Source organism: Wolbachia endosymbiont of Diaphorina citri, assembly GCF_013096535.2.
Lineage (GTDB): Bacteria > Pseudomonadota > Alphaproteobacteria > Rickettsiales > Anaplasmataceae > Wolbachia.
On sequence record NZ_CP051265.2, the window covers coordinates 361627 to 381798 of the forward strand.

At 33.9% G+C, this 20172-nt stretch carries 13 protein-coding genes and 2 pseudogenes; 3 read left to right on the forward strand and 12 right to left on the reverse strand.

Features of this window, described 5'->3' with window-relative positions; genetic code table 11:
- Window positions 1-91 precede the first annotated feature (91 nt).
- The 4 genes and pseudogenes from HGO49_RS01575 to mutL all read right to left on the reverse strand — a co-directional run bounded on the left by HGO49_RS01575 (window position 92) and on the right by mutL (window position 4975).
- Entirely contained in the window at window positions 92-1228 is a 1137-nt protein-coding gene (locus HGO49_RS01575) for a hypothetical protein (protein WP_172758400.1), read from the reverse strand.
- 132 nt (window positions 1229-1360) lie between these two features.
- Window positions 1361-2035 carry a JAB domain-containing protein gene (locus HGO49_RS01580; RefSeq protein WP_172758399.1) on the reverse strand — a complete coding sequence of 225 codons (675 nt, stop codon included), beginning with the start codon at window positions 2033-2035 and terminating at the stop codon, window positions 1361-1363.
- A gap of 169 nt (window positions 2036-2204) precedes the next feature.
- A pseudogene (gene wmk / locus HGO49_RS01585) lies at window positions 2205-3110 on the reverse strand (WO male-killing family protein Wmk).
- Between the two features lie 68 nt (window positions 3111-3178).
- On the reverse strand, window positions 3179-4975 hold the full coding sequence (mutL, locus tag HGO49_RS01590; RefSeq protein WP_172758398.1) for a DNA mismatch repair endonuclease MutL: 1797 nt from the start codon (window positions 4973-4975) through the stop codon (window positions 3179-3181).
- 235 nt (window positions 4976-5210) lie between these two features.
- Here mutL and HGO49_RS01595 point away from each other — a divergent pair, with 235 nt between their 5' ends.
- Window positions 5211-6083 carry an Rpn family recombination-promoting nuclease/putative transposase gene (locus HGO49_RS01595; RefSeq protein ID WP_172758397.1) on the forward strand — a complete coding sequence of 291 codons (873 nt, stop codon included), beginning with the start codon at window positions 5211-5213 and terminating at the stop codon, window positions 6081-6083.
- 103 nt (window positions 6084-6186) lie between these two features.
- Here the strand turns inward: HGO49_RS01595 and HGO49_RS01600 are convergent.
- The 3 genes and pseudogenes from HGO49_RS01600 to HGO49_RS01610 all read right to left on the reverse strand — a co-directional run.
- Window positions 6187-6759, reverse strand: a pseudogene (locus HGO49_RS01600) (helix-turn-helix domain-containing protein); the annotation flags it as partial.
- A gap of 74 nt (window positions 6760-6833) precedes the next feature.
- The gene (locus tag HGO49_RS01605; protein ID WP_017531656.1) at window positions 6834-7469 is read right to left on the reverse strand and encodes a hypothetical protein; all 636 of its coding nucleotides are present in this window, start codon (window positions 7467-7469) and stop codon (window positions 6834-6836) included.
- 725 nt (window positions 7470-8194) lie between these two features.
- A complete protein-coding gene (locus tag HGO49_RS01610; RefSeq protein ID WP_017531657.1) occupies window positions 8195-9187 on the reverse strand; it encodes a ribonucleotide-diphosphate reductase subunit beta in 993 nt (330 codons plus the stop codon).
- Between the two features lie 129 nt (window positions 9188-9316).
- Here HGO49_RS01610 and HGO49_RS01615 point away from each other — a divergent pair, with 129 nt between their 5' ends.
- Window positions 9317-9655 carry an outer membrane protein assembly factor BamE gene (locus HGO49_RS01615; RefSeq protein ID WP_026092580.1) on the forward strand — a complete coding sequence of 113 codons (339 nt, stop codon included), beginning with the start codon at window positions 9317-9319 and terminating at the stop codon, window positions 9653-9655.
- Window positions 9656-9707: 52 nt separating this feature from the next.
- Here HGO49_RS01615 and HGO49_RS01620 read toward each other — a convergent pair whose 3' ends face one another.
- Complete coding sequence (locus tag HGO49_RS01620; RefSeq protein ID WP_017531659.1) at window positions 9708-10235, reverse strand: hypothetical protein; 528 nt, start codon at window positions 10233-10235, stop codon at window positions 9708-9710.
- A 196-nt stretch (window positions 10236-10431) separates the two neighbouring features.
- On the opposite strand from HGO49_RS01620, the gene recO reads away from it, so the two are divergent.
- The gene (gene recO, locus HGO49_RS01625) at window positions 10432-11160 is read left to right on the forward strand and encodes a DNA repair protein RecO (protein ID WP_017531660.1); all 729 of its coding nucleotides are present in this window, start codon (window positions 10432-10434) and stop codon (window positions 11158-11160) included.
- A 22-nt stretch (window positions 11161-11182) separates the two neighbouring features.
- On the opposite strand, the gene HGO49_RS01630 is transcribed toward recO, so the two are convergent.
- The 4 genes from HGO49_RS01630 to clpB are packed head-to-tail and all read right to left on the reverse strand — an operon-like array spanning window position 11183 to window position 20074.
- Window positions 11183-12556 carry a PleD family two-component system response regulator gene (locus HGO49_RS01630; protein WP_017531661.1) on the reverse strand — a complete coding sequence of 458 codons (1374 nt, stop codon included), beginning with the start codon at window positions 12554-12556 and terminating at the stop codon, window positions 11183-11185.
- Window positions 12528-12818: a Sec-independent protein translocase subunit TatB gene (gene tatB / locus HGO49_RS01635; RefSeq protein WP_017531662.1), complete on the reverse strand. Its 291-nt coding sequence runs from the start codon at window positions 12816-12818 to the stop codon at window positions 12528-12530. The genes HGO49_RS01630 and tatB overlap by 29 nt, the downstream gene beginning before the upstream one ends.
- Before the next feature lie 5 nt (window positions 12819-12823).
- Window positions 12824-17494, reverse strand: coding sequence for an NAD-glutamate dehydrogenase (locus tag HGO49_RS01640; protein ID WP_017531663.1), 4671 nt, complete (start codon window positions 17492-17494; stop codon window positions 12824-12826).
- A 27-nt stretch (window positions 17495-17521) separates the two neighbouring features.
- Window positions 17522-20074, reverse strand: a complete 2553-nt coding sequence (gene clpB / locus HGO49_RS01645; protein ID WP_017531664.1) for an ATP-dependent chaperone ClpB — start codon at window positions 20072-20074, stop codon at window positions 17522-17524.
- Between the last annotated feature and the right edge of the window lie 98 nt (window positions 20075-20172).

A 20172-nucleotide genomic window follows, 5' to 3' on the forward strand; every position in this document is an offset into this window, starting at 1 on the left:
TAATATTTTCTACTATAGCTCAATTTTGTTAAGGCTCCAGATATAACGGTAAGAAAAAAACTCTGGAACCTTAAAGTTGACTGTAGACACATTAAAGTTCCCTAAAGGTTTCTTTACTACCTCCACATACCCTATTTACCCATGAAGACAATACTTCATCATTGCTAATCTCTTTTATAGCATGCTTTTCACTCCATATGCCACATCTAGTGAAACTACCTCTCTCTACTGCTTCTTTAAGTTTTACTCCCCCGAAAAGGCAATTTTTTCCTACTTCTTCTCCTATTTTTTGTAATTCAGCCCACATTTCCTTGTTTTCTACTCTGACTTGTACTTGATCATATTTTTCTACATCATGGTACAATACAATATTTAGCTTACCAACGCTTGTAGGAAATTCCAATATAATGGATCTTCCATCTGACATATCAGTATAGTTTCTTATACCTCCCTTCTCACTTTTAACCTCAACTGCATCATTGCCAATTTTTAAAATATTACTTCCTAATTCTCTCAGTATTTTGGCTACCTCTACCTTGCTATCATCAGAAAATTCTATATACGATGTTGTATTATCTATCTCAACATCTATTAATTCTCCTTCTTGCACAGCACTTTCGCCAGCCTTCTCTAGTTCTTCTAGTCTCTTATCTATCTGTGGCTGAACTTCTGGTTGTAGCTCATTATAGATTTCACCTATCAGTTTATTCTGTAGTAGAGTATCATGAAACTCTGCACCGCTTAGCATTAATTTTCGTATTAGCTTTTTACGATCACTTTTTTCTAATTTGTGAAAATGTGTACCTAATACTACATATTCTGCAAAACTCCATTCGCCATCATTACATGCATTTAGCCTTGCTCCAGAAGTTAGTACTTGGTCTACAGCCTTGTGCAGTTCATTTGGACTTTTTGCTCTTACCACAGCACTTTTAAGCCAGCTCAACTTTTCTGCACTTGGCTTTATTTTTTGCAAAGCTGAAGCAAATGGATTCAACCCTTCTGGATAATCTGCTTGATTACTCAAAGGTTTTGTGCCATATATGTAGTCAAGTCCTTTTCCATAGTTGATTTTGTTTTCGTGAACGTTTCTGCTAGGGAAAGGCATTGTATCTTCCGGTTTTATCTCCTTCTGATTATCAATTTTGCTCACAAACTTAGACTGCTTTATATCAACGCCTTCAAGAGCACCAAATATTTTCTTCAATAACTTGTCTTTACTAGTCATATAACCCCCATATTAAAAATACTTTTTAAGTATATAAATCTTAGTTTATACATTCTATTACTCATTATAAATTATAGTGAGTAGATTTGCAAATACTTTCTCCTAATCAGTTTAGATGCTAAATTCTTTCTGCTATAACAATCCGTTTTCTCTAAAGCTAAAATAGCCCCCACTTGTGATAATAATATGATCAAATAATCTAACGCTTACAGTACTACACGCTGCTGCTAAGCTCTTCGTTACTGCTTGATCTTCTTCTGATGGTTCTAAACTCCCACCTGGGTGGTTGTGTGACATTATTATTAATGTTGCATTTTTTATTAATGCTTTTTTTATAATTTCCTTTATGTATACTGGTGCTTTTTCCATTTCACCAATATAGGATTCTTCTCCGATTAATTGACGCCTTTTATTCAAATACAGTATTTTTACACATTCCCTTTCTGAGTGGCCTATACTTACGTTTAAGTATTCTACTAGCCCTTGTAAGTCCATTATTGGCTCACTCTTGAGCTTTTCTCTCAGTACTCTTTCTAGTGTTTCCTTAACACACATAATCATTGCTACTGCAGAATCAGTTACTCCTTCTATAACTTTCAGGTCATCCATTTCTCGGCCTAAAATCCTTCCTACTCCTGTATAAGTATTCACCAGATTTTTAGCAATTTCTTGAGCTTGTGGCCTTTCATGTACTGCACTTAGAAATGTTTCCATTATTTCACGATCAAGTAGTGCTTTACCTTTGCTTTCTAATATTCTGAATTCTATTTCTTCTCTATGATCTCTACTACTTTTCTTATTATTCATAAAAATTACCCTTCACTAATAACAAATTGTTTTTAATTATTTACTGCTGTTTTTTATCAGCATTGGCATAAAGCCATAGCTTCCGAGTGAAGTCAAATCAATTTCTCAATCTTTTTTACTTATTTTTTCATCTAAGAGTAAAGATATTAACATATACTGATTTTTTATTTTAAATATGTTGAATTTCGCCTAAAGAGAGGCCTGTTATTTGCAAAATAATATCGGTAGAAATTCCTTTTTTAACTAAGTTCTTTGCAATTTTGATTCTTTCTTCTTCTCTAATTTTCTCCTCACAAATTTGTATGCTTTTAAACATAGATTTTATGAGTACATTACGTAGTTCTTGGCTCTCAATTTCTTTGTATTCTTTAATCAAATCAGGTAGCTCATTTTCTACTATCTCATCTTCTTCTATTAGCAGATCTGTAATACTAATTGATAATGTTTCTGCTATTGCATACAATTTTTCCAGTGGAATAGCCACACGTCCTTGCTCATAGTTGCTTATTTCGTCACCTCATTTTCTCTGCTAAATCCTTCTGAGTATATTCCCGTCCATTCCTTTATCTTTTTTCCTATTTTATAGTAGATAGAACCTGTTTTTTCTTCAACACACTCATTAGCAGAGAGGCCAATTGCTTGTGAAACAATATCAACAGAAATTCCTGCTTTAACCAGACCCTTTGCAATTTTTATTTTCTCTGCTTTTTTACTACTTTTCTCACTAACTTGAACCAATTTGGTCAGTAAACAAAACACTCTACGTAACTCCTGACCGCCAATCTTTTTATATTCTCTTACTAATTTCCTCTCCCTCATCTTCAAGACAGATTTTTTCATTTGATACAGGAATGAGATCTATAATACCAATCGATAACACTTCTGCTATAGCGTACAACTTCTCAATCGAAATTTTTCGTGTTCCTTTTTCATATTGCAGTATTACCTGATATGTTGTTCCGATTTTTTTTGCTAAATCTTTTTGAGTATATCCCTTTGCTAATCTACGATTTCTTACTTCCTGTCCTATCACTTTGTAATCTAAAAAATTAGAGCATTTATTCTCTTTTTTCAAATTTTATACTCCATAATCAGAAGAGCTGTTACGTATACTTAATTGGCAACCTTTTTGACAAACTGAACTCATCTCCTTTCAAACAATTTTTCTATATCACTTAGTTTCATTTCTATATAAGTTGGTCTTTCATGACCAGAATATGGAGTTTTCTCAATTTGTCTTAGTATCTCATTCATCTCTTCCAATTTCATTTTTCTTCCTGCTCCATGGCAAGCGATTGTGGCTGATATTTTATGCACCTTATCCTCTATTGACAACGTATCTTCCATTTCCGTTAACTTATCTACTATATCAACTAGCATCTCTTTTATATCTATTGTTCCCAAGATTGAAGGTATTTCTTTTATCGTTACTTTATCTTCTGATTGTATTTCAATATCAAAACCCATTTCAAAAAGCTCATCTTTATAAGTTTTAACCATCCCCATTACAGCTTGGTTTTTAATTTCAACTGTTTCAGGAAGAAGTTTTTGTCTTTTTATGCTTGATTTTTGCTTTAAGCACTCGTATATCAACCTCTCATAGGCTGCATGTTGATCTACTATAATCAGCCTATCTCCAGCCTCAGCAATAATGTAAGTATTGTGGACCTGACAACGTGCATATCCTAGGGGATGATCCTCTACCAAATCAATTTGCTTCCTTTCTAAAACCATCGTTCCCTTTTGGGCTGGGGATTCTCCATACTTAAAAGTTTCTGGTAAGCTTTGCCTTCTTTCATCTGGTGCATTGAATTCTTTCACTAGACGATTTTCTAAAAGACTTGGTCTCTTTTCATAAAACTCTTTTTGATCTTTTTTCTCTTGACTATCAACCTGCTCTTGGCTTTTACTATCATTAAAAATTAGCTCCTCTTCAATACCTTGATCACCCGCTGCAAATCTCGTTGATAGTGTTTTTATTATCCCTCTTCTCACTATTTCATATATTAGCCTTTTATTCTGAAATCTTACTTCCGATTTATTTGGATGCACATTTACATCTACTTGATCGTATGGTATCTCTAAGTGCAGCACTGCAAAAGGATACCTCCCACTTGGAATAAAGTCCTGATACGCATATCGAATTGCACCAATAAGTAGATTGTCTTTTATTGGCCTTCCATTAACAAACGTATAGATCTGAGTTGAATTACCACGACTAATAGTTGGTTTACAGATGTGTCCCGTAAGTTTGATGCCGTCTTCTTCCTCTTTAACTTCCAGCGAATTGCTCTGAAATTCTTCTTCTGTTTCACATAATCTGTTAAACAATGAAGTTTGTTTAACATATTTTAAGAGCTTTTTATTACCGGAAGTGAGAGTAAACCCAATACTATAATTAATCATCGCTAAGTTATTCACAATATCAACAATGCTTTGTGTTTCTGCCCTCTCGGTTTTTAGAAATTTTAATCCATTTGGTGTGGCAAAAAATAAGTCACGAATTTCAATATATGTACCTTGCAACAAAGAACAAGGGATAATCTCTCTTATTTTTTCTCCTCCCTCATATCTTATAGACCATGCTTCCTTTGCTCCACTTGCCTTGGATGATAATTTCATTCTGCTTACTGCTGCAATTGAAGGCAGAGCCTCTCCTCTAAAGCCAAGATGTCTGATCTCTATTAACTCACTATCACTTAATTTTGAAGTGGCATGCCTCATAAGTGCTAGTTCCAGATCGTTCTTTTCTATTCCATTTCCATCATCTGTCACAGTTATAAGGTTACGTCCACCACTTTCTATTTTGATCTCTATCTCTGAACTTCCAGCATCTATTGCATTTTCTACTAATTCCTTTACTACACTCGCTGGCCTTTCTATTACCTCTCCCGCTGCTATACGATTTATTGTTTTTGTATCTAAAAGAATTATTGCCATATTTTCAACCCTCAGCTTAGTAAAGATATAGCTTTAATATCAATACAAATCAAGTATGTTTCACTAAGCTGGCCTTCCCAAGGTATATTATAAAAGCAGTCATAAGAAGAGATAAAAAAAACTGCTTGACTAAGTTCTTCTGAGCAGATCATTCTCCTACTAACATATTTGAATTTTAGTTGAATATTTCTTCACAATTGTGTATAATTATCAATGCTTTTTATCTTACTTTCTCATGGCTCTTTCTAAGTTTCTCGATCCAAAAAATGATGTTGCGTTTCGTCGTATCTTTGGTACTGAAAAGAATAAAGATATCCTCATTCACTTTCTCAATGATATTCTGAGCTTTACTGGTAAAAACGCAATACAGGATATAGAGTTTTTAAGTACTATTCAAGATCCTGATATTGCTTCTAAAAAACAAAGTATTGTTGATGTCCTCTGTAGAGATTCTTCAGGTGTTCAGTACGTTTGCGAGATGCAGGTCGCTAAAACTAAGGGCTTTGAAAAACGTGCACAATACTATGCTGCTAAGACTTACTCAAGACAAGCTAGTAAGGGTGATCAATATCATGACCTTAAGGAAATTATCTTTATTGCTATAGCAGATTGTATTTTATTTCCTGATAAGGCTGAGTACAAATCAAAGCATACTATTCGCGATGAAGATACTAATGAACATGATCTAAAAGATTTTTACTTTATATTTATTGAGTTGCCTAAATTTCCAAAAACCAAAGAAGATCAGCTTTCAAGTATAGTCGAGAAATGGATCTACTTCTTTAGATATGCAGATGAAACTAGTGAAGAAGAGCTAGAGAGAATAATAGGAAGTGATCTAATAATCAAAAGAGCTTATGAAGAACTAAATAGGTTCAACTGGTCTGAAAAAGAATTTATAGCCTACGAACAAGAGATCAAACGTATTCGTGATGAACAGGCTGTCCTCGCTCAAAAACTTGATGATGCTAAACAAGAGGGTAGACAAGAAGAAAAAATCGAAGTTGCAAAAAATCTACTTAAGGCTGGCATTTCTATTGATGTCATTTCCCAGACAACTGGCCTTCCTCAGGCTAATATTACACAACTTAAGGAAGAAACTTTTTAGTCTACTACCTTCTTCCAGCCATTAATTGTATTAAACAAGAGACTGATATTAGTTTTCAATTCTTCTGTCAGTTAATTCATCCCTGTCAGATTAAGTTGTGTCTAGTACAAATAAAAGTTTGCTGATAGATTCTTCCTATACCCTTGATGTTGCCTACATAATAAGTATCTTGAGAACCTAAATAACCTGGATGCTCTGTTTCAATTTCACCATGTGCTTCCCTTTGTTCTTTAACTTTTTCTAAAGCCGCAAGTTGCTCCTCTGTTAGAATTATTCCATCTTGCATAACTTTTGCCTCAAGAGCCCTCAGTCTTTTTTTGAAGGTCTCAAGGTCATTTCTCAGCCATACAGATCTCACTCCACCTTCAGAGATTATTATGCCCCTTTTTCTCAGTTCATTTGCAGCTCTTTGTTGTCCATATGCAGGAAATTCTGTTGCAATATTAACTACAGCTCTTTCCATGTCTTCAGAGACTCTGTTTGCCATAAGTGGTTTTTTCTTGCTTATCTCATGCAGCGCTTCTTCTCCTCCATTTTCATATAGTTCTTTGAATCTATAAAATGTATCCCTTGAATATCCCATAACCTTGCATGCTTGAGACACATTTCCAAGCTGTTTTGCTAGCTCTAGCAATCCTAGTTTCGGCTTTAGTATTTTTGTTTGTATCGTACTCATTTCTAACACTCCTTTCTTTTATTATTTTATAACTTACTTTTTTAAAGTGTCAGATCAAGTCTTGTTTAATACATCTAAGTAGCTGCTTGTCTATTAACTCCTGTAGTAATTTGTACGTTTTCCACACTTATTGGAGGATAAAATCCTTTTATTACTTTAGAGTCTTCTTCCTTTAAATATAACAATGCTTCATATAAAGGCTTTGCTTCATATTGTCTTCCTACTTTCACTTCCTTATGTGCAGCTAATTGATCCCAAGTAACACCATTGCTTTCAATAAACTCTACAGAACCATTATCGCTAATTTTAATTTGCATTTCACACTTTTTCCCTTCAGTACACCAATTTAAAGTCATATAATATGAACCATTAGCTACTTCATAAATTCTTGTTCCATTCTCATCAACTCTGCAGCGTATTCCTCTTGTCTTACTTTCATCAGGCAAGCAAACCGTGATTGAGCTTAGATCATACTTTTTTATTACATCATCATTTAAAACCTCGCTTATATTAAGTGCTTTCGTGCCACTTAATACAACTCTTGCAGCAGGTATGATCTTGCCTTCTTCAGTCTTGCTTTCTTTTAAAGCCACAGACTTCACAGCATCACCAAAAAGTTTAATCACCACTTCTTTAATTTCATCAGTAACTTTGCCAACTATGTACTTACCATTATATTTGTTTTCATCTTCAGTAGTGTATCTAAACATGTCGCTTTCATCTTTGTGAATTTGACGCTTTGGGTCCTTTGTGTTAGTGCTATTAGTCGAAGGATTGTTCTGTGCATCAAAGAATTTCTTCCATGCTTCATTATCATCAATAGTAATAGTAGCAATTTTTTTCTGCTTAACGTTGTTTGATTTTTCTTGATAAGAAACTAGACTGATAGCTTCGGTATTTTTTTATCGATACTTAACATAATCACCCCATGTTAATAACATATTTTTCTTTTTTCTTAAAGCATTTAACATACTAACCCCCGTATTAATGCCATAAGAAGTTTATTATGACATTACGTAATATGCAAAGTCAAGCCTGCTATCTAAATTTTTTATGACAAATATAAGAAAAGTCATATTCTACTCATTCTAGTAGATATCAAGCTTAAAATTTAAGGGGAATTTGCGTAAAGGGCATTTCCACCCTTTACACAAAAAGAATTTGATAGTAGAATTAGCTCGTCCAAAAACAAAATTCTTACTATGGCATCTTTATGAAAGAATACCAAAACAAAGAGTACCAAAAGGAAAAAAAAGTTTGACTTCGTATTATTGCGTCCATCACAACTTCAGCATACGAGGAAGCCTTCATATAGTTAATTTAAACAGTAAACATGTACAAGCGCAGGTCAATTCACAGAGGAGAATAAAAGCGCGAATTGAGCGGAAACTTCCGACTCGAATTTTCGACGAAACGATAAAAAAGGTTGAAATTACTACTCTTTACTTTTTATATTGTTTTTAGCAAAAGCCTCTTCCCATGTACCTTGAGTCGCTGCACGACTATATTCTGTTACTCTATTTTCAAAGAAATTCGTATGCTCCACACCATTTAGTATTTCATCAAGCCACGGAAGAGGGTTATCATTAATATCATATATAGGCTCTAGACCCAATTGCGTCAATCTTCTATTTGCTATGTAGCGTATATAATTACGCACTTCTTTTGCAGATAGTCCTTCAATATCCCCTAAGTCAAAAGCAAGATTTATGAATTCATCTTCGAGTTCAACAATAGTGCGACATGCTGAATATAATTCCTCTTTAAATTCATCACTCCAAATTTCATTATTCTCTTTAATAAAAGTACTGAATAAATTGATAATTGAGTTAGTATGCAAGGTTTCGTCACGTGCTGACCAGGCAATTATTTGTCCCATGCCTTTCATTTTTCCAAAACGTTGGAAATTGAGCAAAATTGCAAATGATGCAAATAACTGCAATCCTTCAGTAAAGGCACCAAATACTGCTAAAGTTTTAGCAACATGTTTTTTATCGTGCTTTTTACTTTCCTCAAATTCTAACATGTATTCATACTTCTTTCTCATAGCATCATATTTTAAGAATGCTTGATATTCACTTTCTGGCATGCCAATCGTATCTAGAAGGTATGAATAGGCTGCAATGTGTATAGTCTCCATATTGGAAAAGCTTGCAAGCATCATACATATTTCTGTTGGCTTAAATATATTTGAATAATGCCTCATATAGCAGTTATTTACTTCAATATCTGCTTGAGTAAAAAACCTAAAAATCTGGGTCAATAAATTTTTCTCTACATTCGAAAGTTTAGTTTTCCAATCTTTCACATCATCAGCAAGCGGAACTTCTTCAGGTATCCAGTGTATCCTTTGTTGCTGCAACCATGCATCATATGCCCAAGGATAATTAAAAGGCTTGTATATTGGATCTGCTTCTAGCAATGACATAAGGTACCTAATTATTTTGAAGTAAATATTATATTAAATGATATTGAGAATCAGTCAATTTAACTTTTTTGAAATTTGACAACAGATAGTTTATCAGTGTATTATGATTTCAAATAATTAATTGACAAAATGCGGGTATTAACATTTTCTGTTTTGCTGTTTTCAGTAGGCTGCATGCACACTATCTATAATCACGGAGTTCCTGGCATTAATGTTGAACTGTGGAGCAAAATAAAAGTAGGTGATGATAGAGAAAAAGTGGTTCATACTTTAGGATCGCCAACATTAGTATCAAAGTTCGACGAAAATGTTTGGTACTATGTCTCATATAAAATTAAACAAGCTAACTTCTTGGGAAAAAGGAAGTACAGTAGTAAGTCTCTGCAAATTTCGTTTAATCAGAATGACGAAGTTACAGATATAAGAGAAATCAACGTTGCAGAAAGGTCTTTAGCTGTTGTTGATTGAAAATTTGCTGATTTATTTTTCATCACAAGTAACTAATTTAGGTAACGTAAATTCACCTATTTAGAATAAAATCTAACGTGACTTCGCGCCAAATGTGATGCTGCTCAGCAGGTAAGCCAATTAACGGGCTACATTTATACACTGCACGCATTGCATTATCTGCTGCTGATCTAAAAAGAGGATTATTTTGATAAGAACTACTATCTGCTACGTTGGCTACAACGATCTCGCCTTTACTGGATAATAATAAGTTAATTTTTATACTAAAATTTTCTTTATAAACTATGCCCTCAGGAATGCTCCAACACTCTGTCAGTTTATCCCTTATAGAATTAATAATTTCTGTTACAGCCAATTCATCATCTTTGTTCTCAACATTTTTCTTATCTCTTATTTCATTTTTCACCTCTTTGATGTCTTCTCTTAGTTTTCTTTCTACACCCTTTTTTCTTTTGGGAATTGGAATACCCTCATCAATTTCCTGTATTTCAATAATTTGCCTCGGTTGTACTAACTCAACTAATTCTTTTTTTCTTTTTGGTATAGGAATAACTGACGAATCATCCGTTTGGGCTTTCATTGAAAAAAGCAAAAAACAACATAGAGACAAAAGAAGAATATAATTAAAATAGAGAGGGCGCATATGTTAAGCAGCTTGTTTTACTGGTTTAAAGCTAATATTGCACATAAAGTCAATATATTTCAGTTGACTTAAACTCAAATTTGCTACACTAATTTTATTATCTCTATAATATCATATGGCCAATATACTCTAAATGAGATGGAAAGATGAAGGTGTTATTATAGCTGTTAAAAAATATGGTGATAAAAATTTAATTCTTTCTCTATTTACAAAAAATCATGGAAAGTGCAGAGGATTAACTAGGTTAACAAACAATAGCAATTATAAGTTTCAAATAAGTAATCTATTACATGCAGAATGGAGTGCTAAGCTACCTGAAAATCTAGGTTTTTTAAAGTGCGAATTGATTGAATCTTCATTTCATCATTTCTTTCAAGATAGGTTAAAAAGCATTGCTATTGTTTCTTTCTCGTCTATATTAGAAAAAGTGCTTCCAGAAAGTGAATCCTGCATCAAGTTGTATGATAATTTTAGACACTTCATCGATGTAATAAAACATAATGGCCAGTTTTGGCAAAGTCATTACCTTAACTTAGAGCTTCTGCTTCTTACGCAACTTGGATTTAAGTTAGACCTATCAAAATGTGCTGTAACAGGTGTGAAAGAAAATCTACAATTTATTTCTCCAAAAACTGGTAGAGCAGTGTCAAAAAAAGTAGGTGACTATTATGCAGATAAATTACTACCTTTTCCACAGATGTTGCATGATGTATACAATAACAACCTACAAAATAGCTACTCATATCAAGAATTCAGACTAGGACTAAAAATTACAGGGTATTTTTTAAATAAATATCTATTTCTGCAGTTAAATGAGAAATTTCCAGAGTTGAGAAATTTTATGCTATCATTTGAATCTTAGTTACTACCTATTTGAAAGAACTTCAACCAGTAACCACCCTATTTCTACCACTGTTTTTTGCTTTATATAAATATTTGTCAGCACGTACTATAAATTCTTTAACATCATCAAGGTCAGATCTTTGCATTGCTGAAACTCCAATGCTCACAGTTACATTATGAGTTGTATTTTTATCCACAAGTATAAAAGGTTCTTTGGTAATAATTTTTCGTATTCTCTCTGCAATAGTATACGCATCTGATACATTGGTATCTGGCATTAAAACAACAAATTCCTCACCACCAAACCTAGCTAGTAAATCTGTCACTCTGATATTTTCAGAAATTCTTTTCTGTATTTCCTTTAAAAGCTCATCTCCAGCATTATGCCCAAAGTTATCATTCACCATCTTAAAATAATCTATATCAAGTATCATAAGAGATAAACTTCTATCTTTTTCCACAGAATCCTTAACAATATTTCTTAAGTGTGCATCAAAATATCTTCTATTATAACAGTTAGTTAATGGATCCTTTATAGACATCTCCACATTATTAAATAAATTCATTCTCAAGGCATCTTGATATCTTTTGCGTTTCACTTGCGAATTAACCCTAGCTATTAATTCACTCTCATCTAAAGGTACTGTTAAATAATCATTAGCACCTACATCAAGTGCCTTTACTAAATTGCTTTTATCATAATCTTCAGAAAGGATCAGAATTGGTGTATAACGTGTTTCTACTTTACTACGAAACTTAGAACACAAACGTAAGCCGTCAGTTTTTGAAAATTGCATGTCAGAAATAATCAAGTCGTAATTATCCTTAATACCAACCTTCAATGCTTCTTTTGGATCGTGCAGTATTTTAATTGATCTGAAGCGTTGCTTTAGAACATTATGTATCTGCTCTGCTTGAAAGGTGTCCTCATCTACAACAAGTATGTTAGCGTCAAAAATCTGATTAGAATACATAATACTGCTTTCTGCTACCCCACCAATCTCAGCATTAGTTTCTCCTCTCAAGCACAACTCATCTATTATCATCTTTAAGCGCACAAGAGACTTAATTCTTGCAGATAAAGCAGTTTCATCTATCGGCTTAGTTAGAAAGTCATCCGCACCAGCATTAATTCCTTCCACTCTATCATGAGTGTCATGCAGCGCAGTTACCATAATTATTGGAATATAAGTCGTTAAGGGATCATTCTTTAGCTTCTTACAAACCTCAAAACCACTCATTTTTGGCATCATGACATCAAGTAAGATAATATCTGGCTGCTGTTCCGCTACTAAATCTATCGCCTCCTCGCCATCATGAGCTACAATAACTGTATAGTACTCTGCTTTCAGCTGAGCCTCTAAAAGCTTAACATTAGATGGTATATCATCTACTATTAGGATTTTTGCTGTCATTTTTTGTATTATCTACATTGTAAGTAGGATAAAGTTTGCCATCTTCACCAATTATGTAATTGACTTTTTCAACGTTATGCTCTTCATATAATTCTTTAATTCCGGTATCCTTCAACAATTTCCTAACTCTTGATTTTACAACCACACAATACCTATATATATTTTTAATAAGATTAAGAAATACAGGTACTTTACTTTTATCAAGAACAATTATACTAACTAAAGCTACAACTAAAATTTCTGAAAGACCTATGTTAAACATTTTTCCTATGAAGCAAGTACTTTAACTCTCCTAATTATGAGTATTAATTTACTTAAATCAAGTTTAGAAGCAACCATCTCATTCAAAAAGCTATTGTAACGTTCTATATAATCCTTATCATTAAGAGCCCAAGTTTGAACCTTATCTACGTGATTATCAGTAGCTTTTATAACTTTAACAGCCAGCTTATGATGATAATTGCTTAAATCATCTAATAAGTCATTGATTAAGCTGCGATCCCAATAAGAAGAATTACTTTTCATCTTGATAGCAACTGTTCTAACAAGATCTAATCTTAACAGCGACTTTAATTCAAAGTACATTTTACCAGCTTCAAAGATGGATAAAGATGTCTGTTCAGCAATAGATATAACGTCCAGCGCATAAATAAGAATACGTAGATCAGCAACCTTTTTTGCTAAATCTTTATTTATGTTGAGTTCTACTAAAAAAGTTAATCCATCATTATAGATCTTTAATAGGCGCTCATCTAAAATGTCATGGCCTAAGGTTTCAATTGCACCCCTAAATTTTGTAACATCATCTAGTTTTACTAGATTGAGCTCACCAAGATTTTTTACTAACCAAAATGATACTCTACCAATAAATTTTTGCACACTTCTCACTACTAGCAAGTAAGAATCAACATCAATCTTTCCATCCAGTTTATCAATTTCCTGCCACAGGCTATTTAAATTATATAGGTGGTTAACAACGATATATATGTTAACTGCTTCATGTACTTTAATTCCAGTACTCTCAACCAAGTTATTAACAAATATACAGCCCATCCTATTTACTACATCGTTTGCAATACAAGTAGAAATAATTTCCCTAGAAAGCTGGTGTTTCAATATGGGATCCTTGAACTCTGTTACCATCTTTTGTGGAAAGTAATTTAGTAAGTAATCACGGCACAAGAAATCTTTTTCAGGTAGCTTAGAGCGTATAATCTCATTCTTTATTGCTGTTCTTCCATAAGACATTAGAACAGAGAGCTGAGGAGAACTAAAACCTTCTGCACCAGTTAACATCCTTGCTACCTCTTCGTCAGCTGGAAGAAATTCTACGCTTCGGTTTAACAGCCCAGATTTTTCTAAACCGAGTAATAATTTATGGTGCTGCTCCAACCTTTGTTTAGCTTGCAAGCACTCAAGGAGCAATGCTTTTGTTTCAATTCTGTTATGGTCTTCAAGTACCTTAGATGCAACTTCATCTATCATGCTAGCCAGTATTTTATTCCTTTTTTCTAAGGAAATTCCCCCTCCTTTCATGATTGAAACAAAAGCAATTTTTATGTTAACTTCAAGATCAGAACATATTACTCCTGCTGAATTATCAACAAAATCTGCATTGATATATCCACCTATTTTAGCATATTCTACTCTTCCAAGCTGCGTGCAACCAAGGTTACCACCCTCTATAAACATAGAAGCTCTAATATCCTGACCGTTTACTCTTAACTCATCATTTGCTTTATCACCAACCATGCCATGGCTTTCACTCTTTGCTTTAACAAATGTGCCAATTCCTCCATTCCATATGAAATCCACTTTTGCCTTGAGCAGATACCGAATCAAATCACTTGGAGATAATGTATCTTCCGTTATATCAAAGCACTTTTTCATTTCTTGAGAAATGTCTATTTGCTTGCTACTACGCTCAAATACTCCACCACCATGAGAAATCAAATTTTTGTTATAATCCAACCAAGTTGAAAATGGTAATTCAAAGAGGCGTTTACGCTCTGTGAAACTCTTCTCTGTATCAGGGTTTGGATCAATAAAAATATGCATATGGTTAAATGCGCCAATTAAACGCATATTTCTTGAAAGCAGCATGCCGTTTCCAAATAGATCGCCAGCCATATCTCCAATTCCAATAACAGTTGCATCCTGGCAAATATCTCTATTCATTCTCCAAAAATGCCTTTGTGCTGCAATCCATGCACCTTTTGCTGTAATACCCATCTTTTTGTGGTCATAACCTGCTGATCCACCAGATGCAAATGCATCTTCGAGCCAAAAGTTACATTCAGAGGATATTTCGTTTGCATAATCAGAAAATGAAGCAGTACCTTTATCTGCTGCAACTACCAAATATGGATCATCTTCGTCATACCTAATCACATTTTCTGGTGGAATTATTTTGCCATCAACTACATTATCAGTAATATCAAGCATTCCTCTGATGAAATTCTTATAGCATTCAACACCCTTCTCTCTTAAAGTGTTTTTATCTTTATAAGCTTGCTTTATTACAAATCCACCCTTTGCACCAACAGGTACAATGACCGCATTTTTTGTCATCTGGGCTTTCATGAGTCCCAAAACTTCAGTGCGAAAATCTTCCGTCCTATCCGACCACCTTAAACCACCACGGGCCAACTTCCCTCCTCTTAGATGTATTCCCTCAAAAAGGTTTGAATAAACATACAATTCACGGTATGGGCGCGGGTCAGGTAAACCATTGATTTTACTTGAATCAAATTTTATAGATAAGTATGGCTTATCATCTTGATAATAACTGGTTCTCAAAATTGCCATTATCAAGTTAAATATCGAACGCAAAACGTAATCATGTGAAACGTTGCTGATCTCTTTTAGTAGTTCTTCAATTTTTTCCTGGAAAATGTTAGTAGTTTCTGCTCTATCAATATCTATATTAGGATTGAATCTTGCACGAAATAGCTGTATCAGATATTTCACTATTTTTGGGTACTCTGAGACCACTTTTTGGATATATTCTGGGTTATAGTTAAATAACGTCTGCTTTAGATAGGCACTTAGCACCCTAATAAGAAGCACTTCCTTCCATTTGAGCCCAGCAATAATGATCAAACTGTTGAAATAGTCATTTTTAATTTCCTTGCTGAACACTTTTGCAAGCGTTATTTCAAATTGCTCTTTCAGAGTAATGTCACTTATTAACTCATCGACTCTTGACAACACAAAGTGGTGTATCCATATTCCACCATTGATTTCTATGTAATAACCATTATGAGATAGAATTTTTGCTCCTAAATTCTTAGTAATTTTTAATATCTTTGATAATTCAAGACCACCATTGTTTGGAGTGTAAACTTTTAACTGATAGTTAAAATTGTCACAAGTAAGTCTCAAATCAACCTCACTTACTCCTTTCTTCCTTACTACCTCCAATTTTTTCATGTCGTAATATGCATCATGGGGTTCAAAATTCTCTTGATAGCTTATCGGAAATGCATTGCAATAACGGATGAATATATCCTCAACAGTGCTAAAAGTATTATATAAATTGTCTACAAAGCGATCTTCCCACTTTTCTGTAATGTTTCTTAATTTATTTTCTATATTTAAAATTTCATTATCAAAAACAATGGCATTTTTGTTTCTTAGCACCACATGTAATTTCATCAAATCATACTCATTTATAATATGATTGTTATAAATATCGGAACTTTCTGCGTTCATTTCATCTTTTAATATATCACGTATTTTTAACATTAGCCTTGCACTAGCATAACGCATTGGTATCAGTACTATGCAACTAATAAAATTCCCTAACTTTCTTGAAAATAATTTGACTCGAGGTCTGATCGCAAGAGACATGATCGAGGTGCAAGTTTCAAATAACTCGTCTTCATTTGATTGGAATAATTCGTCACAAGAGAATGCCTGTAAGATAGAGATTAAAGCTTTGTTGTTATGACCACCATGCACAAATCCTGCCTTTTTTTCTATTGTTGTGATCTTATCCTTTATTACCGGAATAGTTCGAATATCTTGCACTTCTGCTACAGAAGTAAATAACCCGAAAAAACGCCGTTCCTTCACCACATTACCCTGGTCATTAAATTCTTTCACCCCTATACAATTCATGTACGTACGTCGATGAACTATTGAGATTAGATCTGATCTTAATATGCATAAAGAATTTAAACCCTCAGAAGAAATCGATGAATTTTGATACTCTTCACTTGCTCTCATTAAACCGAGATTTTCCCCATTACTTAGAACAAGCTTTCCATCTTTATTAGCAATGCATTCTTGATAACCTAAAAATACAAAATTGTTATTTTTCAACCAAGCTAGAAAATCTCTGCCTCCAGCATCCAATGCCGGATGCTCAAGAAGCTTCTTGAGCATCGATTGCCAGTCCTTTACAACGCAGTTAACTGCTTTTAGCGTCTTTCGTAGAGATTCTTCTAGTGTATCAACAAAGCTACCACTTATACCTTTGATAATTAGATATATTACTGACTCTTTGATTCCATTACTTTCCTCCAAAAGATGAATTTTATCTATTAGGCTATTTTTTCTTTGAACATTAATTATACTGTTACTATAATAGCATATAGTTAAACCGTATGACTTAATAGTGGAAATGACAGAATCCACTAAAAAGGGCATGTCATAATTTGTGATTTTAATTATAGTGAAATTGCCTTCTATTCCTGAAATATCATTTACATTACTTACTGCCAATTTACTTTCTTCTTTTTCTTTTTTAAGAATGAAGTTGTATGCATCTTCTGCAATGTATAAAAGAAATTTATCGTTGACTTTTAGGTCACTATTATAAACAAAATTATAAAAGTACTGTATAAACTCTTTAATTTTTTCTTTCTCTTTTTTATTCCCTTGATCAACTAGCTTAAATAAAGACTCAACATTAACATTATGATTTATACACATTTTTCAAAACAAAAATACACAGCGAATCTAGATCTTTTTAACTAAGATTTCGTTACCAGAAGTATACACTATTAGCTCATCTCCTTCTACTATTTCCCCCGATAAAACTAACTTAGCTAGATTATTTTGAATGCATTCTTGTATTACCCTTTTCAGAGGCCGCGCTCCATATTCAGGGTCATATCCAGCTTTTGCTATTAGTTCTTTAGCTTCTTGCGATAAACTAATACTCAGTTTACGCTTAGCAAGCATCTTTTGTAAATAAGAGAATTGAACATCTATAATTTTATCAATGTCATCTTTGGTTAAGCTGTGGAATATAATAATTTCATCCAGTCTATTTAAAAATTCTGGACGAAACGCTGACTTAACTATTTTCATCACCTCATCTTTCACAGATTCGGTAGCTCCTCTTAGCATCATCTCAGCTCCAAGGTTAGAAGTTAAAATTAGTATGGTATTACGAAAATCAATTAATTTGCCATGGCTATCGGTGAGTCTACCTTCATCCAAAATCTGCAGTAGTATATTAAATATATCTGGATTTGCCTTTTCTATCTCATCAAACAAAATTACCTGATATGGTCTTCTCCTCACTGCTTCAGTTAACCTGCCACCTTGTTCATAACCAACATATCCTGGAGGCGCACCAATTAACTTTGAAACGGAGTGTTTTTCCATATACTCTGACATATCAAAGCGTAGAAGTGCTGATTGATCATCAAACAAAAATTCGGCAAGAGATTTTGCTAACTCTGTTTTTCCAACTCCGGTTGGACCTAAGAATAAAAATGAACCAAAAGGTCGATTAGTATCCTGAACACCAGAACGAGAGCGCCTTACTGCATTACTTATCGCTTCAATTGCATCTCTCTGCCCTATTACTCTTTTTCCTATTTCATTTTCCATGTTAAGGAGCTTTTCCTTTTCATTATGCATCATGTTATCAACTGGAATGCCTGTCCATTTTGAAACAATATTTGCAATATCACTCTCAGTAACTTCTTTCTTTAGGAAACTATCAGTAACTTTTTCCTGATTTTTTAACTCATCTTCAAGTTGAGGAATCACACCATACATCAACTCCCCTGCCCTTCCTAAATTTCCATTGCGCTGAGCCAATTCTAGATCTTTCCTCGCGTTATCCAATTTTTCAGCAGTTTCTTGTATTTTAGCTATTTTATTCTTTTCCATCTGCCATTTACTGCTTAAGTCAGCAAATTTACTGTTTAGACTCTCAATTTCCTCATTTATCTTTTTTAAACGTTGCTTAGAGTTTTCATCACTTTCTTTTTTCAAAGCCTCTGACTCAATTTTCAGCTGTATAATCTTTCTTTCAAGCTCATCAACAACCTCAGGCTTGCTGTCCATTTCAATTCTAACCCTACTTGCTGCTTCATCAATTAAATCGATCGCTTTATCAGGTAAAAACCTATCTGTTATATATCTATTAGAAAGCGTTGCAGCAGCGATTATTGCACCATCTGTGATTCTAATACCATGGTGCACCTCATACCTCTCCTTCAAACCCCTCAGTATTGAAATAGTATCAGTCTCAGTCGGTTGAGAAATAAACACAGGCTGAAAACGCCTTGCAAGCGCAGGGTCTTTCTCTATATGTTGACGATACTCATCCAAAGTTGTAGCCCCTATACAGCGAATTTCTCCACGCGCAAGAGCAGGCTTGAGCAAATTTGAAGCATCCATCGCACCACTTGTCGCTCCTGCTCCCACTAAAGTATGAAGCTCATCTATAAACAAAATAACTTTTCCCTCTGCTTTTGAAATCTCATTAATCACTGCTTTTATTCTCTCTTCAAACTCCCCTCTAAATTTTGTTCCAGCAATTAATGCACCAAGATCCAAAGCTAAAACTTTTGCATCACGCAAACCAAGTGGTACATCATTTGCAACAATTCTGTTTGCTAAACCTTCAACTATTGCAGTTTTTCCAACACCAGGTTCACCTATCAGTACTGGATTATTTTTTGTTCGCCTAAGCGATACCTGCATAGTTCTTCTGATTTCCTCATCACGACCAATTACAGGATCAAGCTTACCTTGCATAGCAAGCTCTGTAATATCTTTTGTATACCTCTTTGCCGCATTTAATTTTTCCTCGCTATTTGGAGAGTCTGCATTGCCACCTTTTCTCATTTCTGCAATAACTGAATTTAATTTTTGCGGTGTTATACCACCTTCTGCTAAAATTTTACCATCTTTTTGTGCAGCAAGGCCCTGCAGTAACCGCTCAACTGTAACAAATGTATCTTTATTCCTCCTCGCAATACCGATTGAATCCTCAAAAACTTTTGCTACCTCTCTTGAAAGCTGAAGGCCGCCACTTCCTGGCCCTTCAATCACTGGAAATTTTTTAATTGCACTATCAACAGCATTAGAAATATTCTGAACATTTCCACCACAAGCGCCTATCAAATCCTGAGCTAAACCTGACTCATCTTCAAGCATTACTTTAAGTAAATGTTCAGGCATAAAAATCTGATGCCCAGCTCCCAATGCTTTCATTTGAGCGCTCTGGATTAGGCTTTTTGCTTTTTCTGTAAATTTATTCAAGTCCATAATATAAATTCAACTCATACTTGCTGATATATATAGCAACCACTTCCTCAATTTTAAACCTAAAGTCATTTATCAATAAAAATTTTCTAAGTTCATAT

Bases quoted from the DNA above. Each gene is read 5' to 3' on its own strand.
- HGO49_RS01575 (WP_172758400.1), bottom strand. From the start codon at position 1,228: ATGACTAGTAAAGACAAGTTATTGAAGAAAATATTTGGTGCTCTTGAA.
- HGO49_RS01580 (WP_172758399.1), bottom strand. From the start codon at position 2,035: ATGAATAATAAGAAAAGTAGTAGAGATCATAGAGAAGAAATAGAATTC.
- mutL (WP_172758398.1), bottom strand. From the start codon at position 4,975: ATGGCAATAATTCTTTTAGATACAAAAACAATAAATCGTATAGCAGCG.
- HGO49_RS01595 (WP_172758397.1), top strand. From the start codon at position 5,211: ATGGCTCTTTCTAAGTTTCTCGATCCAAAAAATGATGTTGCGTTTCGT.
- HGO49_RS01605 (WP_017531656.1), bottom strand. From the start codon at position 7,469: ATGTTTAGATACACTACTGAAGATGAAAACAAATATAATGGTAAGTAC.
- HGO49_RS01610 (WP_017531657.1), bottom strand. From the start codon at position 9,187: ATGTCATTGCTAGAAGCAGATCCAATATACAAGCCTTTTAATTATCCT.
- HGO49_RS01615 (WP_026092580.1), top strand. From the start codon at position 9,317: ATGCGGGTATTAACATTTTCTGTTTTGCTGTTTTCAGTAGGCTGCATG.
- HGO49_RS01620 (WP_017531659.1), bottom strand. From the start codon at position 10,235: ATGAAAGCCCAAACGGATGATTCGTCAGTTATTCCTATACCAAAAAGA.
- recO (WP_017531660.1), top strand. From the start codon at position 10,432: ATGAGATGGAAAGATGAAGGTGTTATTATAGCTGTTAAAAAATATGGT.
- HGO49_RS01630 (WP_017531661.1), bottom strand. From the start codon at position 12,556: ATGACAGCAAAAATCCTAATAGTAGATGATATACCATCTAATGTTAAG.
- tatB (WP_017531662.1), bottom strand. From the start codon at position 12,818: ATGTTTAACATAGGTCTTTCAGAAATTTTAGTTGTAGCTTTAGTTAGT.
- HGO49_RS01640 (WP_017531663.1), bottom strand. From the start codon at position 17,494: ATGTGTATAAATCATAATGTTAATGTTGAGTCTTTATTTAAGCTAGTT.
- clpB (WP_017531664.1), bottom strand. From the start codon at position 20,074: ATGGACTTGAATAAATTTACAGAAAAAGCAAAAAGCCTAATCCAGAGC.